This window comes from Fibrella aestuarina BUZ 2 (assembly GCF_000331105.1).
GTDB lineage: Bacteria > Bacteroidota > Bacteroidia > Cytophagales > Spirosomataceae > Fibrella > Fibrella aestuarina.
In genome coordinates, this window is record NC_020054.1 from 120,812 (window position 1) to 140,774 (window position 19,963).

General features: G+C 58.3%; 17 protein-coding genes. 4 read left to right on the forward strand and 13 right to left on the reverse strand.

The features are described from left to right. Positions 1–39 precede the first annotated feature (39 nt). The 6 genes from FAES_RS00485 to FAES_RS00510 form a co-directional block, all read right to left on the reverse strand. Entirely contained in the window at positions 40–2,457 is a 2,418-nt protein-coding gene (locus FAES_RS00485) for an ABC transporter permease (protein ID WP_015329210.1), read from the reverse strand. A 166-nt stretch (positions 2,458–2,623) separates the two neighbouring features. Continuing rightward, positions 2,624–4,012 carry a M56 family metallopeptidase gene (locus FAES_RS28800; protein ID WP_015329211.1) on the reverse strand — a complete coding sequence of 463 codons (1,389 nt, stop codon included), beginning with the start codon at positions 4,010–4,012 and terminating at the stop codon, positions 2,624–2,626. After that, positions 4,009–4,380 (reverse strand): BlaI/MecI/CopY family transcriptional regulator, encoded by a 372-nt coding sequence (locus FAES_RS00495; RefSeq protein ID WP_015329212.1) that lies wholly within the window; start codon positions 4,378–4,380, stop codon positions 4,009–4,011. The genes FAES_RS28800 and FAES_RS00495 overlap by 4 nt, the downstream gene beginning before the upstream one ends. Positions 4,381–4,463: 83 nt before the next feature. After that, on the reverse strand, positions 4,464–5,360 hold the full coding sequence (locus FAES_RS00500) for a winged helix-turn-helix domain-containing protein (protein WP_015329213.1): 897 nt from the start codon (positions 5,358–5,360) through the stop codon (positions 4,464–4,466). Between the two features lie 13 nt (positions 5,361–5,373). Further along, complete coding sequence (locus tag FAES_RS00505) at positions 5,374–5,817, reverse strand: hypothetical protein (protein ID WP_015329214.1); 444 nt, start codon at positions 5,815–5,817, stop codon at positions 5,374–5,376. 28 nt (positions 5,818–5,845) lie between these two features. Beyond that, positions 5,846–6,253: a hypothetical protein gene (locus tag FAES_RS00510; RefSeq protein ID WP_015329215.1), complete on the reverse strand. Its 408-nt coding sequence runs from the start codon at positions 6,251–6,253 to the stop codon at positions 5,846–5,848. A 309-nt stretch (positions 6,254–6,562) separates the two neighbouring features. Between FAES_RS00510 and FAES_RS00515 the strand changes: the two genes are divergently transcribed. The 3 genes from FAES_RS00515 to FAES_RS00525 all read left to right on the forward strand — a co-directional run bounded on the left by FAES_RS00515 (position 6,563) and on the right by FAES_RS00525 (position 9,186). Next, complete coding sequence (locus FAES_RS00515) at positions 6,563–8,158, forward strand: hypothetical protein (protein ID WP_015329216.1); 1,596 nt, start codon at positions 6,563–6,565, stop codon at positions 8,156–8,158. Positions 8,159–8,435: 277 nt separating this feature from the next. Further along, the gene (locus FAES_RS00520; protein ID WP_015329217.1) at positions 8,436–8,846 is read left to right on the forward strand and encodes a hypothetical protein; all 411 of its coding nucleotides are present in this window, start codon (positions 8,436–8,438) and stop codon (positions 8,844–8,846) included. Positions 8,847–9,000: 154 nt separating this feature from the next. Further along, positions 9,001–9,186: a hypothetical protein gene (locus tag FAES_RS00525; protein ID WP_041257307.1), complete on the forward strand. Its 186-nt coding sequence runs from the start codon at positions 9,001–9,003 to the stop codon at positions 9,184–9,186. Positions 9,187–9,292: 106 nt separating this feature from the next. On the opposite strand, the gene FAES_RS00530 is transcribed toward FAES_RS00525, so the two are convergent. The 5 genes from FAES_RS00530 to FAES_RS00550 all read right to left on the reverse strand — a co-directional run bounded on the left by FAES_RS00530 (position 9,293) and on the right by FAES_RS00550 (position 16,609). Next, the gene (locus FAES_RS00530; protein ID WP_041257308.1) at positions 9,293–11,521 is read right to left on the reverse strand and encodes a xanthine dehydrogenase family protein molybdopterin-binding subunit; all 2,229 of its coding nucleotides are present in this window, start codon (positions 11,519–11,521) and stop codon (positions 9,293–9,295) included. Between the two features lie 84 nt (positions 11,522–11,605). Continuing rightward, entirely contained in the window at positions 11,606–12,601 is a 996-nt protein-coding gene (locus FAES_RS00535; RefSeq protein WP_015329220.1) for an FAD binding domain-containing protein, read from the reverse strand. Next, positions 12,598–13,230: a (2Fe-2S)-binding protein gene (locus tag FAES_RS00540; RefSeq protein WP_015329221.1), complete on the reverse strand. Its 633-nt coding sequence runs from the start codon at positions 13,228–13,230 to the stop codon at positions 12,598–12,600. Before FAES_RS00540 ends, FAES_RS00535 begins: the two co-directional genes overlap by 4 nt. A gap of 111 nt (positions 13,231–13,341) precedes the next feature. Next, a complete protein-coding gene (locus tag FAES_RS00545) occupies positions 13,342–15,396 on the reverse strand; it encodes a glycoside hydrolase family 3 protein (protein ID WP_015329222.1) in 2,055 nt (684 codons plus the stop codon). A gap of 70 nt (positions 15,397–15,466) precedes the next feature. Then, on the reverse strand, positions 15,467–16,609 hold the full coding sequence (locus tag FAES_RS00550) for a glycoside hydrolase family 5 protein (protein ID WP_015329223.1): 1,143 nt from the start codon (positions 16,607–16,609) through the stop codon (positions 15,467–15,469). 182 nt (positions 16,610–16,791) lie between these two features. Here FAES_RS00550 and FAES_RS00555 point away from each other — a divergent pair, with 182 nt between their 5' ends. After that, positions 16,792–17,634 carry an endonuclease/exonuclease/phosphatase family protein gene (locus FAES_RS00555; protein ID WP_041257309.1) on the forward strand — a complete coding sequence of 281 codons (843 nt, stop codon included), beginning with the start codon at positions 16,792–16,794 and terminating at the stop codon, positions 17,632–17,634. Positions 17,635–17,754: 120 nt separating this feature from the next. Here FAES_RS00555 and FAES_RS00560 read toward each other — a convergent pair whose 3' ends face one another. Both FAES_RS00560 and FAES_RS00565 read right to left on the reverse strand, forming a co-directional pair. Then, entirely contained in the window at positions 17,755–18,864 is a 1,110-nt protein-coding gene (locus tag FAES_RS00560; RefSeq protein WP_015329225.1) for a bile acid:sodium symporter family protein, read from the reverse strand. A 33-nt stretch (positions 18,865–18,897) separates the two neighbouring features. Beyond that, the gene (locus FAES_RS00565; RefSeq protein ID WP_148289268.1) at positions 18,898–19,827 is read right to left on the reverse strand and encodes an RraA family protein; all 930 of its coding nucleotides are present in this window, start codon (positions 19,825–19,827) and stop codon (positions 18,898–18,900) included. Positions 19,828–19,963 lie beyond the last annotated feature (136 nt).

Below are 19,963 nucleotides of genomic sequence, written 5' to 3' on the forward strand. Positions count from 1 at the left end.
TTCAGAGGCGATGTAAACCGCCTACTGAAAGAAAGACGTTTACTCGGAACGTAACGATTGGATCGGGTTCATCAGGGCGGCTTTGATGCTTTGGAAGCTCACCGTCAGCAGGGCGATGAAGACGACCAACGCGCCGGCCCCGGCAAACACCCACCATTCGATATCGATGCGATAGGCAAAATCGGCCAGCCAGCTTGATATGGCCCACCACGCCAGCGGTATCGCCAGCACGATGGCAATCAGTACCAGTTTGAGGAAATCTTTGCTCAGCAGGGCGACGATGCTGCCCACGCTGGCCCCGAGCACTTTGCGCACACCAATCTCCTTCGTGCGTTGCTCAGCAGTGAAGGTCGCCAGCCCGAACAGGCCCAGACAGGCGATCAGAATGGCCAACCCGGCGAAGATCAACACCACCTGCGCCATGCGCTGCTCGCTGCGGTAGAGCGTGTTCAGGTACGTGTCGAGGAAGGTGAATTCAAAGGCGGAGTTTGGCAGGTTTTTGCGGTAGGTAGCTTCCAGTTGCCGCATGGTTTCGGGCAGGTTCTGGGTACGTACCTTCGCCAGCATATACGAGCGCCGCTCGGTGTTGGCATTGTGAAACGCGTACGCGCCGATGGGCTTGTGCAGCGATTCGAAGTGAAAATCGTCGACCACACCCACAATCTCGGCGCGATTTTCAAACAAACCCGGCGCAATCTTGCCAATGGCCTGCTCGGGCGTGTAGCCCAGAAAATCGACGGCCGTTTTGTTCAGCACCACCTGTATGGTTGTGTCGGTTTCGTTGTCGGTATCGGGCTGGTCTGACTTGGCGGCTGGCAGCGTTTTGCCCGCCAGCAGTTTCAGCCCCAACACCTTGATAAACGTCGAGTTGGCCCGGTTGGAAGTGATTTGCAGTTGGCTGCCATCATCGAGTGGTTTCGACAGGCTGCGGCCGCTGCCACCACCACCCGGATACACCTGCACCCGACTGATGTCGTCGACGCTGCTCAGCGCCCGGAGGTCATTGCTCAACGCCTGCACCTGATCGGGGTTCTGGGCGGCGGCCGTCGTGATCGCCACCACCTGCGTAGGATTATAGCCTAGTTTTCGATGCTGGATAAACTGCAACTGCCGGTAGAACAGCAGCGTACTGATGATCAGCACCAGCGACGCCACAAACTGCGTCACCACCAGTGACCGGCGCAGGAAGCCGCCGCCCGACCCCGCCCGGAACGACGATTGCAACAGCCCACGAACCGAAAAGCCCGAGAGCACAAACGCCGGGTACAAGCCCGCCAACAGCGAGATGCCAACGCCCAGCCCCAGCAGGCTCAGCAGCATGCGGGGCGTTAGTAACGTCCAGACGGACAAGGATTTGTCGGCGATATTGTTAAACAGCGGCAGGCAGGCAATCACCACGCCGATACCCAGCAGCAGCGACACCAGCACGACCAGCACCGTTTCGGCGTAGAACCGTCCGATCAGTTGGGAGCGTGTGGCCCCTACCACTTTGTTGATACCTACCTCTTTGGCCCGAACCTGCGCCTGTGCCGTGGTCAGGTTCATGTAATTGATGCAGGCAATCAACAGCACCACCACGGCCAGCAATAGCAATATCGTTACCTGTCGGGCGTCGCCGATGCGGGTACTGCTCACGTTGTTAAGGTTGGCTGAGTGGAGATGAATGTCGGCCAGGGGTTGCAGGTACAGGCTATAGAACCGGTTGTCTTTGGGCACGTTCTTCGCCACGATCGCTTCCATCTGCCGCTCCAGTTGGGCCACGTTTGCGTTGGGGCGAAGCAGCAGGTACGTCTCAAAACTGGCATTGCTCCAGCTCTGGCTGCTGGGCTCACTCGCCCATTTGACACTCGCAAACGAGCCAATCAGGTCGGCATCGAGCGACGAGGTAGCGGGCAGATCGGGATACACGCCGGTTATTTCAAGCGGATGCTTATGGTCGACGTCGAGGATTTTGCCCAGCGGATTCTGCGTACCGAAATAGCGGTGGGCGGTGTTTTGGCTCACCACCACCCGGTTGGGGCCAGCCAGCGCCGTAGCGGGGTTTCCCAACAACAACGGTACATCGAACACGCTGAACAGCGTGCTATCGGCCCAGTACAGTTTGGTTTCGGCAAACTCCCGATTTGCCGAATTGACGAACGCCGTCTGGCCGAAGTTATGCCGCAGCAACCGCACCTGATTCTCAACCCCCGGCAGTTGCGCCTTCATCGTCGGGCCAACCATATTGGGCGCGTTGCCCCATTGCTGGGTTTGTCCGTCGAACGATACGTTGAGGTTCACGCGCGCGATCCGGTCGGCGTTACGGTGGTGTTTGTCGAACGCCAGCTCATCGGTCGCGTAGAGCAGCAGCATGAGCGCCACGGCCAGACCGATGGCCAAACCGAGACTATTGAGCAGCGTAAACAGGCGGTTTTTGAGCAAACTCCGCCAGGCGATTTTCAGATAGTTGCTGAACATAGAGAAACCGATAAGATCTCGTTTGGGACCTTACCGGTTTCGATCGCCCAAGAGCCGTGCCAGCCTGGCTAACTCCTTAATTAGTAGGGCAAAACGCAGTTTATCAAGTAGTACCCTGTCCACTTTCGGACAGTCGCTCGTCCGAATCAGTACGAGCCTTATAGGGCTACCACTTGGTTACTTTGACGAAAACGAGTGGGTTCGCTTCCTGTCTCTTTTTGTAGACTTCGAAGCCGGCTCGCGTATAGAGAAAAACCGCCGTTTTCTCGTTCGCCCCCTCCCCATATGGTGAAAGCTGGTAGAAGGCAATATCATCAGCGGTCAATTTGTTGGCAGCAAAGTCTTTAACTTCCTGTCCATCCACATGGATGGGATCATATTTGGCTTTGTTTTTATAGTCGTTGAGGTAAACGGGCGAGATGGCTTTGGGCCGCTCGGGCAGCGGACAGACAACGTACCGTTTCTCGTTTTGCGTGAGATCGGCGTATTTCCGGCGAACCCACTTGTCGGGCGCGGATGAATCAGGAACAGCCACCATAACCTGACTAAACCAGCGCTCTACTTCCGCAATCTGCCGGTTGGTAGCGGGTGGAAATTGCGGCAACCGGCTGAGGTCCAGCCCTTCGTCGGTCGTTTTAGCGGGCAAATCGCCCCGTTGACCCACAGGGTCCGTAGACGAGGCTGGCGTAGATGCCGTTGTGGTTACCAGCAGCGTGGCAATTCCGAAAACAAGGGCGATGGTCCCCCCGGCAAACCAGGTGCGGGCGGGCGATGCGTGTTTGGTCATCATGAGCAGGCGTTGTTTTGTGGTTTGAAAAGTCAGCGTACTCACCAGCGCAGGCAGGGTGGTGGCGCGGGTTAGTTTGGTAAGCAGCAGATGCTGGTAGCCAGGTACGTTACCGAAAGCGGCATTGACGGCTTCGTCGGCCAGAAATTCGTGGTTGCGCTGCATGGCCCGCTTCAGCCAGATCAGTAGCGGGTTGAACCAGCCGAAACACAGGACCAGCTCAATCAGCAGGACGTCGAGCGAGTGGCGCTGCCGGATGTGCGCCAGTTCGTGGGTGAGCAGTTCGGGTTCAAGCGTACCTTGTTCCAGCGCTGCTTTCGAGACAAACAGGTAGCGCAGAAACGTATGGGGGAGCACGTCAGTGGGTAACGGCACCAGCCAAACACCTCGAAACGGTTGAGGAGCATACCGACGTACCTGCGCGGCGATCTGGTACAGGTTCCGGGCAAACCGAACGAGCATCAGTAATGTACCGGCTGCATAGAGCCAGAGCCAGTAGGTCACGGGTGCAGCGGTAACTTCGGTAACAACGGTAGTTTGGCCGGGTACGTTTTCAGCAGGCAGAAACAGCGCCACGGCTGATGGCGGCGTGATTGGTTGAGGCACGGGAACCTCGATCGTCAGCAGGGGCGCCACAAACGCAACCCCCAACGTACCCAGCAGATAGACCCGCTTGAGCCGGTGTATTGGCTGATTTTCCAGAAACAACTGGTAGAAGCCCAGCAGCAGCAACAAACTCAGAGCCGATTCGAGCAGGTAGGTCGTCATGGCTTTTTCCGGTCGATTTGTTCGTCAATCAGGCGGCGCAGTTCGGTTAGCTCGTCGGCAGAGAGATTGGTCTCTTTGGTGAAGAACGAAGCAAACTGAGCCGCCGAATTATTGAAGAAATTCTTGATCAGGCCGTTGACATGGTTGGCGAAATACGCCTCGCGACTGATGAGCGCGTAATACTCGCGGGTGCTGCCCCGTTCGCGGTACGCCACCGCTCCCTTGTCGATCAGGCGCTTCAGCAGGGTGGCAACCGTCGTGGTGGCGGGTTTGGGATCATCGTAGGCGTCGAGCAGGTCTTTCATGTACGCCGTTTCCAGCGTCCAGAGGTGTTGCATCAACGTTTCTTCAGTGGCGGCCAGCTTCATATTCTATCTTCGTAGTATTTACTCTACAAATGTAGAAACAAAAACCATGATGTCAAGCGGTCCACCCACTTTACTTAAAAAAATCAGGATTGAAGCACTTCCAGCCGGTAACCGACGCCATGGATCGTGCCAATGCGCAGGGTGGCATCGGTGCTGAGCAGCTTCCGAAGGCGCGAGATAAACACGTCGACGCTCCGGCCCACGATAATGCCTTCGTCTTCCCAGACCAGTTTGAGTATCTGGTTTCGTTCCAGCACCTGATTGGGGTGGCTGGCCAGCAGGCGCAGCAGTTTGGTTTCCCGGTACGTGAGGGTGTGGGTCGTCTCGCCAGCCAGTAGCGTCTGCCCGTTGATGTCAAGCACAGAGCGGCCAAAATGAAGTTTCGGGGTGGCAGTCTCGGCTTCGGCCGGGGCCGCTACGAGTGTGGCTGCGGGGCGTCGCCAGGTCACCACCATCAGCCCTGCCAGCAGGCTGATCACGGCCAGAACGGGCCAGTAGCTGACCTGCGACGTGATTGGCGCGGCAAACGTAAGCTGTAGCACATAACATCCGGCGGCCATCGACCGACCGCTACAGGCCACGGTGTTTGAATCGATCAGGTCGCTGACCGAATACCCCAGTTGCAGCTGTTGGGTGCCGCAGTCCAGCACGGCCACGTCGTAGGGTGTGGCAATGTGGTGCTGTTGCAGGGATTGTTGCAGCAGGGCAGGTAGCGTATCGTAGTTGAACGCGTGATTGAGTTGAAGGCGGTAGGTATTGGCGTTGAGTTGCTGCACCGCCGGAATGCGCGATGTCGAGTCGCCTGAGGCCCGCAGCAGGTGGTGGGCCGTGCGGCGGAGGGCCAGATTGATCTTGTCGGCCTGCCGCCGGGGCTCTTCGCCGGCGGCAGGCGTCACCGACCGCACGAAGAGCCCCCCCAACGCCAGCAACAGACTAATGACCGTGCCCAACACCACCCATGATTGTGAACGTACTTGCATAACACGCTATTAATTAACAGCCATCGCCTGACCGCAGCAAAGGTAACCAATTGATGGTCTGTACCTTGATCAAGCGAATCAGTTGCTTGTTGGCCTGCCCCACCGGTTCAATCAGCAGTTGGTCGCCCGGTTGGGCAACGGGCCAAACGTCGTCGAGTTGCATCGAATAGTTCGTTTGCTCGCTGGTTTCAGGCCAGCGCTGAATAACCATTGCCTGCCGTTTCAGCAACAACCGAAACGGCACGGCCTTGCGGTTCGCCGAACGCGGATCGCCCTCCACAACGGCCAGCCTGCCCCGGCTGTTGATCATCACGGCGTCGCCAACCACAGCGTAGCCATTTACGGTAACGGCGCTGCCAGGCGCTTCGGCCGTGGTGCTTACCCAGTTGGTCGACCGGAATGACATGGCCAGACAGCCAATCAGCAACAGGCCCAAGGTGTAGTGTATCGTTTTCATTAGTGTATTGATTAATGGGGTTTATGAATCAACGGACCTGAATTTCATTGTGCGGTAAAGCATGCTGCCGGTCGAGGGTCAGCAGTACGATCCGGTCGCCTTTTTTGCAGGTGGCCAGCACGCGTTCGACGGGTAGCTGCCGGTAGGTTTCCTCCGAAAACAGGTGTACCGTGCCCGTTGCGCCATCCCGAACGGCGACTTTAAACGCCAGCTGATCGACGCCCTCAGCACCCGTCGGCGACAGATTCACCGTCTTCACCGTCAGTTGGCCTTTGGCATCGTTGGCAAGCTGGCATTTCCCGGCAGGCGAATAGTGATCGACTAGCATTTTATCGCCGACAAAAGCGGCCGAGCAGGTCGCAAACGAGGTCTGCGCGACCGCAGACGTACCCAGTCCGACAAACAGGCACAGGCCTGTGACAATGGCGTATTTCATAACTAGTCCTGATTAGTACGAACCAAAACTAACCGGCTGCTCAACAACGCTCGTAAATCGGCTGCAAAAGAATGTAAAGGAAATGTAAAAGTAGCTTTCGAGCTACTAATCAACCAATTAACCCGATAAGCAGCGACAAGAAACAGGCTCCTTTTCCTGGCTGCGTTGTCCGCTTTTCGCGCGCCGGGATGGCACTCGACCTTACCGTTCACGTAAAATAACCGAACCGTAACACGGGAATCCGAGCCACTATATGATGAATGATGATTTTTGCATAAGTTGATAACCGTTCATCTAATCAATTCTCCAATGCTTAAAACTGCCTCGTTTAAAACGCTTTGCCTAACGGGCCTGACCGCCGCCTCGCTGTTCATTGCCTGCCAGCCCGACGCGCTCGCTCCCACCACGACTACGGCTGCTACGCTTCGCGCTGCCCGGGCCGCTGTCACGCTCTCAGAAGGGTTCGAAGTGGGCTCTACCAGCCCCAAAACGGCCTATGATGTGTCGCCAACGGGCTCGGCAAGCGGCGATAACGTTACGCTGCAAGCCAAATCATGGAATCTCTACGACGCGCTGATCGGCAACACGAGCAGTGATCGCAAAGCCGGTACCTGGTCGGCGCGGGTTCGGAATACGGGCAAGATCACGATGCTGTTCGACCTGACGACGGGCATCAGCACCGTGACCGTCAAACACGCCACCTACGGCACCGATGGGGCCAGTCAGTGGGGGCTGTGGTATTCGACCAACGGCGGCAGCACCTGGACTCAGACCGGCAGCGCCGTAACGACGACCACGACGCTTCAGACGCAGACCTTCACGCTGAACGTGACGGGCACCGTCCGGCTCGAAGTCCGCAAGACATCGGGCGGCACCAACCGCATCAACATCGACGACATTGCCGTAACCGACAACGACGGCGGCGGCACCACGCCTACCCCAACCGGCAAGAAGTTTTTGTTCGACGCCAGCCACTACGAAAACGCGGGTAGCGCCGACTGGCAAATCGACGCCGACGGCACCGAAAGCGTACCGACCTACACGGGTGGCACTACGGTAGAAACCAAAGCGCAACGTACCCCGACGCCTTCGTACACCGGCATCACGTCCACTACCCCCGAAACCTATTGGAAGGGCGGCATGTCGGCCTGGGCGGTCGAGTTGGTCAAGCGCGGCAACTTCGTCGAAACGCTGCCCGTGGGTACGGCCATCACCTATGGCAACAGCGCAAACGTGCAGGATTTGAGCAACTACAATGTCTTTGTCGTGGTTGAGCCGAACCGACTGTTTACGGCGGCGGAAAAAACCGCGATCATGAATTTCGTAGCCAACGGCGGTGGCCTGATGATGATTGCCGACCACACGGCTCCTTCCCTGACCGGCACCGACCCGAACGGCTACCTACCTTCGGACCGGGACGGCGATGGTGCCGATTCGCCCCGCGTGTGGAATGACCTGATGACCAACAACGGCATTAACAACAGCAACCCATTCGGTTTCCGGGTCGATTATATCGACATCGACGAGCAACCCACGACGAATGTCTACACCGGCACCAACACCAACGCCCAGAAAGTGCTGAACGGCGTGGCTGGTACGGCCTCAAAGCTGGCATTTTACGCAGGTGCCACGGCAACGCTCTACCCCGCCAATAACGCCAACGTGCAGGGGCTTTTCTGGCGCATGAGCAGCCCCTTGAACGGCACAACGGGCGTCATGGCCCTGCTGTCGACCTACGGCACAGGCCGCATCGTGTTCATCGGCGACAGCTCCCCCTCAGACGATGGTACGGGCGATACCAACGACAACCTGTTCAACGGCTGGTCGGGCGATGCCCCCACGGGCTACACCTCGCACCCTGCCCTGCACCTCAACGCTTCGCTCTGGCTGGCGAAGTTGCAGTAAGGGAAAGTCATCTGCTGCGCGTCATTCGTTGTCATTGATGGTCATTGGTCGTAAAAACAATTAATGACCATCAATTACCATCAATGACCACCAATGACAGCGAAGCCAAATGACGCCGAAGGCAGATGACAGCGCAGCCAAATGACCCTCTTCATCGACACATTCGGGTTGTTTGTCGGGGAATAGAGGGGTATGGTCGCTGCGGGCGGATGAGGGGTTAAACGGCGAGGTGGGTTTCGTCTCTAACTGACAAACCAACAGAAAAACACAGACCATCATGAAGAAGTCAATGTTTGCCCTCGCTGCCATCGTGGCTTTACTCACTACCGGAACGACAATGGCTCAACGTGGTCCCGGTTATGGCAACGCCTACCCGACCCCTAACCAACAACGCTACGACGATATTCAGGACGAGATCCGCGTCGACAGGCTCGATGCCATCGTCAATCTGTCGCGGAAGCAGGAACGGCAGTTGCGCCGGATTGAAGAGCAGTACGACCGGCAGGGCCTGACGGCCGGTAGCCGCCTGTCGCCCCGCGATTTTCAACGCCTCAGCTACCAGAAAAATCAGGAGTTTCTGAGCGTGCTGACGCCCGTTCAGCGGGATCGGCTGTATGCTTTCCAGACCAACAACCGCCGGGGTGGTTACAACCGCGGAAGCTATGGCAGCTACGGTCGCCGCGGCTGAAAACGGCTAGTTTGTGACAAGACGGGTGATGGGTATGAGGCGGTTAAGCGTCAGCCCATCACCCGTCTTGGTTTATGCCGCAGACTGGGCGCGGCAAACATTTGGTTTCCATGCCTCGTTAGACGGATCAGTTCACTATCAAATCACTCAACGAATGAATATCAAACGTGTGTTCGGCATTATCCTGACCCTGCTGGGTCTTGTGGGACTGCTGATGGGCGGCAAAGACATGCTGTCGGGCGGCATTGCGCAGGCCTCATGGGTTTACCTCCTTTTCGGCGCGATCTTTTTCTTCACGGGCATCAGCCTCATCCGCACCGTTAGCGATACATCTCGGTAGTCATTTAGCTTCGCTGTCATTGATGGTCATTGGTCGTAAAAACAATTAATGACCATCAATGACAGCGAAGCTAAATGACGCCGAAGGCAGATGACAGCGAAGCTCCCTACACCAACACGTTGTCAACCGTGATGGGTATGGCGCGGTGGCGCTTGCCGGTAGCGTGGTAAATCGCATTGGCAATGGCTGATACCGTGCCGACGATTCCGATTTCGCCGATGCCCTTCACCCCTGCCGGGTTCACGACGTCGTCATCTTCCTCAATAAAATACCCTTCGATCGACCGGATATCGGCGTTGACCGGTACGTGGTACTCGGCCAGATTGGGGTTCATGATGCGGTTGGTGCGCGGGTCGAATTTGGCTTCCTCGTGCAGCGCCATACTGAGCCCCCACACCATTCCGCCCAGCACTTGACTGGTGGCCGTTTTTAGGTTGATGATTTTACCCGCCGCATACGTACCCAGCAGGCGCGTGACCTGAATTTCGCCCAGCGCTTCGTCGACACGTACTTCGGCAAAGACAGAACCGAACGCGAAAAACGAATACTTCTCCTTCTCGTCGCCCTGCTTCGATTGCACCTTGGCTTCGATTGGTTTCGAGCCGTTCCGTTTCAGCAGGCTCGCGAATGTCTCGCCTTTTTTAGGGTCGGTGCGTAGTTGGAGCCGACCATTCTCAGCCACAATCTCAGCCTCGGCTACGTTGTACAAGGGTGATTTTTTATCCTTGAACGCCATTTCGCGCGCCTTATTCAGCACCTCTTTGGCAGCCTGCGTTACGGCGGAGCCCGTGCTCGACGTGCTGCGCGATCCACCCGACCCAACGGCCTCGGGGTAACGGCTGTCGCCCGCGCTGAGGGTCACTTTATCGGGTGTGAGGCCCAGCACCTCTGCGGCGATCTGGTTGACGATGGTGAACGTACCGGTACCGATGTCCTGCGTGCCGGTTTCGACCTGCACACGCCCATCGGGCATCAATCGGACCAGCGCGTTCGACTCGCCCCGGTTCATGGGGTACGTGGTGGTGCCCATCCCCATTCCGACGAGGTAGTTCCCGTCGCGCATGCTGCGGGGTTGGGGCGAGCGTTTCGACCAGCCGAAGCGTTCGGCTCCCTGTTGGTAGCAAGCGCGCAGGCTTTTACTCGAAAACGGCAGGTTTTTGTTAGGGTCGACCTCGGCGTAGTTTTTCAGGCGGAATTCGAGTGGGTCCATCTTCACCTGCTCGGCCATTTCGTCGATGGCGCATTCCAGGGCAAACACACCGGGCGCTTCGCCGGGGGCCCGCATGGGCGAAGGCGTCCCGATGTTGGCGCGGATAAACCGGTGCGTCGTTTCCTGATTGGGGCAGGCGTAGAGCATGCGCGTGATGGTGCCCGACGGCTCGGCAAACTCATCGAAATCCGACGTCTGCGTAATCGAGAAATGCCCCGATGCCGTCAGCTTGCCTTCTTTGTCGGCGCCGAATGTCAGTTGCTGTACCGTCGCCGACCGCGACCCGACCATCCCGAACATCTGCTCACGTTTCAGCACTAGTTTGACCGGACGGCTCACGAGTTTGGCGGCCATCGGTGCCAGCATCACGTGTGACCAGGTGGTGCCTTTGCTACCAAACCCGCCCCCGAGGTACTGCGTCACCACGCGCACGTCGGCTTTGGGCATGCCGAACAGCTCGGCGATACGTTTCTGGCAACCCGAGATGCCCTGTGTGGCATTATAGAGCGTCAGTTTGCCGTCGGGCTCCCAGACCGCCACGAGCGCATGGGGTTCAAGGGCGTTGTGTACCTGCGTGGGCGTCAGGTACGTTTGCTCGAAGCGCGTAGCGGCCGCAGCCATGCCCGCTTTGTAATCACCCCGTTTGGTATCGACCTGGTCATCCACGCGGGGCAGGCGTTCGGGGCGCTCGGCCTTGTTCTGGTTAGCTGGTAGTAAGGGTTTTACAGCATCGGTATTGTAGGTTACCTGCACGCGCTCGGCCCCTTCCGTAGCGGCTTCCAGCGTTTCGGCCAGCACCATCGCAATCGGCTGATTATTGTAATGCACCAGGTTATCCTGAAAGAGATGCATGACCCGGTCGGTCGCCGTTTCGGAGGGTTTGTTTTTATCCAGCCCACCCGGTTTCGGCGCGTTTTCGTGCGACATCACCGCCACCACGCCAGGTACGTTCATCGTCGCGCTGATGTCGATTTTCTGAATGCGGCCGTTCGCTACGGTGCTCATGACCAGCACACCATGCACCAGTCGGGGTGGTTTGATATCGGCGGAATACCGGGCCGATCCGGTTATTTTCTGCTTCCCGTCAATCCGATCGATCGGGTCGCCAATGAGTTTCTTAGCCATAGGGTAGGAAGATTGATGGTCATTGATGGCCATTAGTTGTCATTCATTGCTCTTTCTATCAATGACGGCGAAGCCAAATGACCACTAGCTACTAACCATCGTTAAAGCCCGAACGATGCTGTTTTCGGCCAGCCTGATTTTGAACGCGTTGTGCTCGTGCGGTTTGGCGCCGGCCAGCAGTTGCTGGGCAGCCGCGCGGAACGTGGCTTCGTCAGCCCGTTTGCCGATCAGCTGTTGCTCTACTTCGGGCATGCGCCAGGGTTTGTGGGCCACGCCCCCCAGGGCAATGCGCACGTCGCGGATGATGCCGTTTTCCACCGCCATGCGCGTCGCGACCGACACCAGCGCGAAGGCATACGACGCCCGGTCGCGGACTTTCAGGTAATGCGATTTCCCGGTCAGTTTGGGCGTAGGCAGGTCGATGGCCGTAATCAGTTCATTGGGTTCGAGCACGGTGTCGCGCTGAGGGGCGTCGCCGGGCAGCCGGTGAAAGTCAATCAGCGGCACCGAGCGCGTTCCGGCTGGCCCCGATAGCTGCACCACGGCCCCCAGCGCGCTCAAGGCCACGTTCATGTCGCTGGGGTTAGTGGCGATGCACTGCTTGTCGCGCCCCGCCCCTTCGTTAGCGCCCAGAATGGCGTGGATGCGGTTTTGACCGCCAATGGCTCCACATCCCGAGCCGGGTGCCCGCTTGTTGCAGGGCTGGCTGGGGTCGTAGAAATAGTAGCAGCGGGTACGTTGCAACAGGTTGCCGCCCATAGTCGCCTGGTTGCGCAGTTGCGGCGAGGCCCCCGCCAGCAGCGCCTCTGACAGCAGCGGAAACTGCTTTTGCACCAGCGCATTGGCGGCGACGTCGCTGTTTCGGGCCAGCGCGCCGATGCGCAAACCTGTTTGGTTGGCCTGAATCTGCGCCAGCGGCAGACGGCTAATGTCGACCAGCGTATCCGGGCTTTCGATCCCGTATTTCATCAGGTCGACCAGGTTGGTGCCGCCCGCAATGAAACGGGTAGCGGGCGCGGCGCTGATGAGCCGGAGCGCGTCGGCAGGCTGATTGGCCTGTACGTAGTCGAAGGCCTTCATGCTGTTTTCCCGTTTTTCTGAACCGACTCAATCGCTTCGACAATACCCCGATAGGCGCCACAGCGACAAATGTTGCCACTCATCCACTCCCGAATTTCGGCGGGTGAATCGGCGTGCCCTTCGCGGATGATGGCTACCCCCGACATCAGCTGGCCGGGCGTGCAGAAACCGCATTGGAAACCGTCATGTTTCACAAAGGCCTCCTGCAACGGATGAAGCTGGTCTTTGCCCGGCGCCAGCCCTTCGATGGTCGTGATCTCGCGGCCCTGCTGCATGATGGCCAGCAACAGGCAGGCGTTGGCCGTGCGGCCGTCGATATGCACGGTGCAGGCACCACATTGCCCATGATCGCAGCCTTTTTTGGAGCCGGTCAGGTCGAGGCGTTCGCGCAGTACGTCGAGCAGCGTTTCGCGGGGCTCGATGTCGAGTTTATAATTCTTTTTGTTGACCCGCAGCGTGACAGACCGTTTGCTACCCGCCGGAGGGGCCTGGGCAAGCGGCGCGTTAGGCGCAGCGGCGGCCTGTCCTACCAGCGGCGGCATCAGCGCCAGCCCAGCCAGTGCCGACGACTGCTTGAGAAACCAACGCCGGTTGGCCCCGTCGATCAGGTACGTGTGATTGTCTGCCATAACGAAAAAGTCGATATATGCAGACAACCCAGTCGATCGGACTGCTGTTTTAAAAAGATAAGGCAGCGGCCTACGCTTTGGCGCGCATCCACTGCCAGCCCAGTTGGTCGATTAATACGTCAGCCCTTCGTCGTACTTGAAGAGGGCATAGCCAGCGCCTTCCATGTACCCAGGTACGTCTTCCATCTGCGCCTTGACGGCCTCGGCTGAGCGTGGGGTGGTAAACGGCATTTTCCCGGTTGGCTTGACCTTCCCGGTTACGATATCCAGCAGGGCGTCGATGGTGGTGCCGAAGGTGGCCACAACGCCCTTTATCGTGGCAGCCGAGCCCTCTTTATAAATCTCGTCGATCACCCAGGGGTTGGTGTAGTTGATGGCCAGGATCGTCGGTTTTTTCGCGGTAAGCGTATTCACGTAGTTCACATCGACCGCGTTCTTCGACAGCGACAGTTCAAGCGGCGAGCCATCGGAAGCAAAAAGTGACCGTGAACCGGGCCAGATCCAGAGCAGAATCACGTCAGCCTCCTCGGGTGTTTTCACGAACTGAACGGGGTAATTGCCCGCGGGCGTCAGCACGTCGCCGGGGCCGGGCGTTGGACGGCCGAATTGCTTCTGATATGATTCGACGTACACTTTCGTACCAGACCGAAGCGGCAACGTTTTCGCTTCGTTTCGCAACAGCACAATGGATTTCCGTAGCGCTACGTCGGCCCGTTTCCGAAACTCGGCGTTACCCACGATCCGCTCGGCGGCGTCTTCATCGACATACGGATTCTCAAACAGGCCCAGCTCAAATTTTTCGGTCAGTAGCCGTAGCACCGAGTCGTCGACCAGCTTCATGTCGACCATACCACTTTTCACCGTTTCGAGCAGGTTGGCTGGGTCGGCGGTGCCCGAGTAGAGATTCACCCCGGCTTCCAGCGTGCGCTTGTATCGCTCCTTGATGCTCAGGTTTTCGGCACCCCAGGGCATCATCTCGATGGGGCCGGTGTCGGAGTTAATGATCCCCTGAAAGCCGAGTTTGGTGCGGAGCAGATCGTGAATGACGCCCCGGTTGTAGGCGTAGGCGATGGGTTCATATTGTGTACCGACGGGCAGCGAGTAATAGGGCATGATGGCCGACGTACCGGCTTTGATGGCGGCTTTGAACGGAATGAGGTTGTTCTCGAACATCCCGCCCGGAAAAACTTCGGTCTTACCCCAGTCGAAGTGCGGGTCCTGCCCTTCCTTACCAGCGCCACCACCCGGAAAATGCTTGGTGGTCATGGCGACCGACGCGGGGCCGAGTTTCGTCTGCTGGAAGCCCAGCACCACCTCGGTGATCATCTTGGCGGCCCATTGCGCGTTTTCGCCAAAGGTGCCATCGACCCGTTGCCAGCGCGGCTCGGTTGCCAGATCGGCCATGTACATGTAGCCTTTGCGCAGGCCTACCGCCGCCCACTCCTGCCGGGCAATGTCGGCAAATTCACGAGTCAGTTTGAGGTCACGCATCGCCGCGAGGCCCAACTCGCCCGGCCAGGCCGAGAAGGCGGTGCGGCCAACGCTGGTGCCGATGGCGGCGCTGCTGGTGATGTGGTTACGCGGGTTGGAGGCCACGATCGCCGGGATACCCAGCGGCTGGCTTTCGCACAGCGCCTGCAATTTATTGGCCCATTCGGCCGTGATGCGGGCGCTGACGTTGGCCCGCAGAATGAAGTGCCGCAGTTGAAACTGAGTCACCGCTTTGGTGGTTCCGGCGGCGTTCATCAGGGGCGTGGGCAGCGGCTTCCGCGTGAACATGTTGGTGCTGGCGGTCAGGTCTTCCTCGTTGAAGTCGCTGCTGATGGGCTCCTTGTTTTTGGGTCCTTCAAACGACCAGTCGTTTTTGAGCCGCGTGGTGCTGATGAGCATGAAGCCCACTTTCTGCTCCACCGACATCTGGCTCAGCAGATCGCGGCTCCGCTGGGCGGCGGGCAGGCGCCAGTCTTCGTAGGGGTCGAGCCGCCCGTTGCGGTTCAGGTCTTTAAACTGCGCGTTGCCGACGGTCAGCAGCGGAGCCGATCGCACGCCCAGAACGGGCTGTTTTTGAACCTGGGCAACACTGCTGATCGCGGTGGTCAGGAGTATGGTCGTTAAGCCAGCCAGCACCGTGCGGCGCTGGCAATTAGCGCGTAAAGAATAAGGCATGATCGGTGAGTTTAGTAGTTGGTTAAAGCGAAGCAACCCAGCTACTTACCCACCTATCAGCCGTTTAGTCTTATACGTTCATCAACATAGTCAGCAGTTTACGGTCGAGTTTGTAGCCATGCCAGTCTTCGTAGGCCACGTCGTCGCGGCGGGAGTTGATGATACCGAAGTCACCAATGAACTCCCAGAGCGCAAAGCCGATGTCGTGTTCGGACAGCAGCCCCAGCACGTCCGAAAACCAGGCCAGGAAGACATTGTGTGGGGTTTTGTTCCAGGCACCGCATTCGCCACAATGTACACCCACACCCTGCGCCACTAGGTCGAACCAGGGTTTGTAGAACGTTTCGAGCAGCTCGCGGCCCAGGTATTGACTCCCCACCTGCCCCGGCCATTTGGGTTTGGGCAGGTTGTTGACGTCTTTCATGGCCCAAGGCGCCTTGTAGTGCGAAATGATGCCTGGATGGTAGCCCCGACAGCTTTGCCCTACGTCGAGATCGGCGATTTCGGGAATGACCGACTGCCCCGTGTTGTTGCCGTCAGCGATGATCAGGTGTTTGCGGTTTTCGCGCCGGATGGCTTCCTGAGCCGCCACCACCAGCTTCCGGTAGCGGTCGCCGGGGACGGCACTGCGGGCGCTGTGCTGATCGTTCATGTCGGCCCGCAGGCTGGGTTCGTTGAGCAGATCGAAGCTGATGCGCTTGTCGGAGGTCTGTTTGTAGCGGTTAGCCCAGAAATTCCAGTGGTACAGAAACGCCTCCTGCGCGGCGGGGTCGGTCCAGAGGTTATACGGCTCCTGAAAACCGGCGTTGACGCAGTAGCCCGGCGCGCGGTGTAGGTTCAGGCTCACGTGCATTTTGTGCTTGTGGGCGAGCGACACCAGCTGATCGATCTCGTCGACAGCTTTTTGGTTGATCTGGTACACCTCGTCGGGCCGGATGGGGCGGCTCCGGTCGAAGGAGAGGTAATAGGGGTAGGCCATCGGTAACCGCACGAAGTCGAAGCCCCAGTCGTGCAGCCAGGTCAGGTGTTCTTCAGTGGTTTTGGTGCGCCCTTTCGCCGTGGGGTCGGGCGAGAAAAAGTCGAGCAGGTTTACGCCTTTCCAGCGCGGGAGTTTGTTGCGCGGCCGGGTGGCTGTGGCGAGCGCTTCCGAGCCCGCGAGGCCAACGCCGGCGGCGACTACGCTCGTTGTTCGGACGAAGGTACGTCTGTGCATACGTTGAGTTTAGTTGGCGCAGTTGGGTACGTTGCGCGTTACCCGTAAAAGCATGGGCGTGGGTTGATTACTCGTGTGAAGTGGCTGTCTCGGCCCCTTACCGGCCCGTTCGTTTGGGCGCCCAGATGGTTAGCTGGGTACGTTGTCTGCCTTTACGTTGCAGTCTTATCAACGTTTTCACTATGCGCTTCATGCTGCTTCTGCTGCTCGGCAGTGTACTGAGCCTGCCTTCACAGGCTCAGAAAAAAAATACGCCCATCCGGGTTGCCACCTACAACGTTCGCTACAATACGCCCAACGATGGCGTGAATGCCTGGCCCAACCGGAAAGAACGGGTGAAGGCGCTGGTTCGCTATCACCGGTTCGATCTGTTTGGGGTGCAGGAAGCCCTGCGCGGCCAACTGACGGATCTGGCCGAGATGACGGAATTTGCCTTTGTGGGGCACGGCCGCGACGATGGGAAGGAAGCCGGTGAACACTCGGCAATTTTCTACCGGAAAGACCGGTTCAAACTGCTTAAAACCGGCGATTTCTGGCTCAGCGAAACGCCCGACAAGCCCGTAAAAGGCTGGGACGCCACCTGTTGCAACCGCATCTGTTCCTGGGCGCAGTTGCAGGATCAGACCACGAAACAGACGTTCTACTTCTTCTGCGTCCATTTCGATCATCAGGGCGTGGTCGCCCGGCGCGAATCGGGAAAATTGATGGTGCAGAAGATGCGCGAGATTGCCGGCAACACGCCCATTATCTGCGTGGGTGACCTCAACTCAACACCGGATACCGAACAGGTCAAAACGATGCAGACGCTGCTCAACGATGCGTATCAGGTGACGGCCATGCCGCCCTACGGCCCCGTAGGTACGTTCAACGGCTTTCAATTCGATGCGCCGCTCAAAGACCGTATCGACTACATTTTCGTCGATAAACAGGCCAACGTTCTCGACTACGCCGTACTCACCGACGCCCAGGACCAGCGCTACCCGTCCGACCATCAGCCCGTCGTTAGCCAGGTAGTGTTGAAGTAACCTCCCGGCAGCGGCCGACCGTCCCCGGCCCGGACGCGGGACCGCCCTCTCCTTAGATGATATAGCCGACCATCTCGTCTCCCCTCTCCTTATTTCAAGGAGAGGGGCTGGGGGTGAGGTCTACACGTTACCTGCCAGTACCGGCTGTGATTCGGCGAGGTCTTCTTGTGGGGGGCGGCGGTGCCACCACGACGCCAGGATAGAGCCGGTGATGTTCATGAGCGGGCCAAATACCGCCGGGGCCAGGCCTACCGTGGCGACTTTGCCCATCTGATTGGCCAGCCCCGAAGCGAGGCCGCCGTTTTGCATGCCCACTTCAATGGCGATGGTGCGGCAGTCGCGCTCACTCATGCGGAACAGGCGACCCGACCAGTAGCCCAGAAAGTAACCCGACAGGTTGTGCAACAGCACCAGCCCGATCAGCGCGGGGCCGATGGTCAGCAGTTTGTCGCGCCCGGCGGCGGTGATGATGGTAATGATGAAGCCAATCCCGAACATGGACACCAGCGGCATGGCCTCGTCGAGCCATTTGGCTTTCCCACTTAGGAATTTGTTGAACAGCAGCCCGGCCCCGATAGGGATGATGACCATTTTAAAGATGTCCCACATCATGTCCAGCACGTTGATATCGACCAGCGCGCCGGCGTAGAGCTTCATCAGCATCGGCGTTACAAACGGCGCCAGCATGGTCGAAATGGCGGTAATGGTAATCGACAGGGCCAGGTTGGCTTTCGCCAGATACGAAATCACGTTCGATGCCATGCCGTTGGGCGAGCAGCCGATCAGGATGATCCCCGCCGCAATCTCGGGCGGAAACCCGCTGATGCTGGCAATCAGGAAGCCAATCAGCGGCATAATAATGAAGTGGCTGACAACGCCAATGAGCACACCTTTGGGCATTTTGACCACCCCCACGAAGTCTTCGACGCCCATCGACGTACCCATCCCGAACATGATGAGCTGAATAAGCGGCGTGATGAGCTTGCTGAACTTGAACCCGTTCACTTCGGTGAAGTAGGTCGGGTAGTAGAGCGCGGTTGTCACGGCCGCGAAAATCATGATGGTGTAGGTAAAGCCTTTAAGGGCTTCGTTGGTGCGAAACGCCAGCGCGATACTCAGGAAAAACAGGATAAACAGCGGCCCGGCCTGCGCCAGATGCCCGGTTGCGGCCATGCCCAGAGCGATGAGCAGGCAGAGGGCAGCCGCGCCCCAGAAAAGTTTAGCAGTCATACAGAATCAGAGGGGGTTTAGGAACGCCGCGGTTTACCACGTACGGTTTTTCATATAAGCATCCAGTTCGGCCCGCTTCATCGGGATCTCGTTCGGATTTTTATCCAGCCACTTCAAAAAGTCTTCCTTGATGGCATCGGTCCACTGGCTGTCGATCTGGCCGGGCGTGTATTTTCCCGCCTTCAGCATCGAGATGCCGAACTTGTCGCGCAGGGCAATGAACTCCGCCGTCTGAATCACTTTTTCGGCCAGGTGCGCCGGAATAAACACCACGCCTTCGCTGCGGCCCAGCACCAGATCGCCCGGCATCACGATGGCTTTCCCGATCCGGATGGGCGTGTTGAGTCCCATCAGCACCGACTCTTTCAGATACGACGGGTCCCAGTCGCGCACGAAAGCGTTGAACCCCTCGATCCGACGCAGGCCTTCGAGGTCACGGGCCGACGCATCGAACACCACGCCCGTGCCGGTTTTGGCGTAAATCGAGTTGCCCAGGTTATCACCAATCAGGGTGCCGTCGGTGATTTTGCCCATGCCGTCGGCTACGTAGACATCACCCTTACCCAACTGATCGATGGGCCACGCGTTGGTGTTGCCGATGCGTCCCTGTTTGGCCCCGCGGTCTTTCACCAGTTTTTCCAGATCGGGCCGACTGGGCAGGTACATGGCCGTCAGCGCCCGGCCCACAAGTGGCTGATCGGGGTGAATGATTTTCCAGCCGCGCTCAAACTGGCAGGTGTAGCCTTCGTTGCGCAGGATCGTCCAGGCTTCTTCGGTGTTCACCTCGCGGGCACGGCGCAGCAGGTCGTCGGAGATTTTGGGGCGGCCGTCGGGGAAGCGTTCGCCTTTCCACTCCGAGGTCAGGTACGTTAGTTCATCTTTCGACAGGGTTTGCGCCCGCGCCGACAACGTACCCAGCGTGATGAGGGCAAAAAAGAGGATGGTTTTGGGTAAACAGATCATGAGTCGCAAGGCTGCGGGTAATTTCGTTGTACGGTATGCATGCAAAGGCAATCCGTTACCGAATCTGCTCATCTGCTGAGCCTTGCAGTAACGGATTGTTTGGGAAATCGGGTGAATACAGAATGGCTGATGCCCG

Coding starts and splice junctions, on each gene's coding strand:
- FAES_RS00485 (WP_015329210.1), bottom strand. CDS start 2,457: ATGTTCAGCAACTATCTGAAAATCGCCTGGCGGAGTTTGCTCAAAAAC.
- FAES_RS28800 (WP_015329211.1), bottom strand. CDS start 4,012: ATGACGACCTACCTGCTCGAATCGGCTCTGAGTTTGTTGCTGCTGCTG.
- FAES_RS00495 (WP_015329212.1), bottom strand. CDS start 4,380: ATGAAGCTGGCCGCCACTGAAGAAACGTTGATGCAACACCTCTGGACG.
- FAES_RS00500 (WP_015329213.1), bottom strand. CDS start 5,360: ATGCAAGTACGTTCACAATCATGGGTGGTGTTGGGCACGGTCATTAGT.
- FAES_RS00505 (WP_015329214.1), bottom strand. CDS start 5,817: ATGAAAACGATACACTACACCTTGGGCCTGTTGCTGATTGGCTGTCTG.
- FAES_RS00510 (WP_015329215.1), bottom strand. CDS start 6,253: ATGAAATACGCCATTGTCACAGGCCTGTGCCTGTTTGTCGGACTGGGT.
- FAES_RS00515 (WP_015329216.1), top strand. CDS start 6,563: ATGCTTAAAACTGCCTCGTTTAAAACGCTTTGCCTAACGGGCCTGACC.
- FAES_RS00520 (WP_015329217.1), top strand. CDS start 8,436: ATGAAGAAGTCAATGTTTGCCCTCGCTGCCATCGTGGCTTTACTCACT.
- FAES_RS00525 (WP_041257307.1), top strand. CDS start 9,001: ATGAATATCAAACGTGTGTTCGGCATTATCCTGACCCTGCTGGGTCTT.
- FAES_RS00530 (WP_041257308.1), bottom strand. CDS start 11,521: ATGGCTAAGAAACTCATTGGCGACCCGATCGATCGGATTGACGGGAAG.
- FAES_RS00535 (WP_015329220.1), bottom strand. CDS start 12,601: ATGAAGGCCTTCGACTACGTACAGGCCAATCAGCCTGCCGACGCGCTC.
- FAES_RS00540 (WP_015329221.1), bottom strand. CDS start 13,230: ATGGCAGACAATCACACGTACCTGATCGACGGGGCCAACCGGCGTTGG.
- FAES_RS00545 (WP_015329222.1), bottom strand. CDS start 15,396: ATGCCTTATTCTTTACGCGCTAATTGCCAGCGCCGCACGGTGCTGGCT.
- FAES_RS00550 (WP_015329223.1), bottom strand. CDS start 16,609: ATGCACAGACGTACCTTCGTCCGAACAACGAGCGTAGTCGCCGCCGGC.
- FAES_RS00555 (WP_041257309.1), top strand. CDS start 16,792: ATGCGCTTCATGCTGCTTCTGCTGCTCGGCAGTGTACTGAGCCTGCCT.
- FAES_RS00560 (WP_015329225.1), bottom strand. CDS start 18,864: ATGACTGCTAAACTTTTCTGGGGCGCGGCTGCCCTCTGCCTGCTCATC.
- FAES_RS00565 (WP_148289268.1), bottom strand. CDS start 19,827: ATGATCTGTTTACCCAAAACCATCCTCTTTTTTGCCCTCATCACGCTG.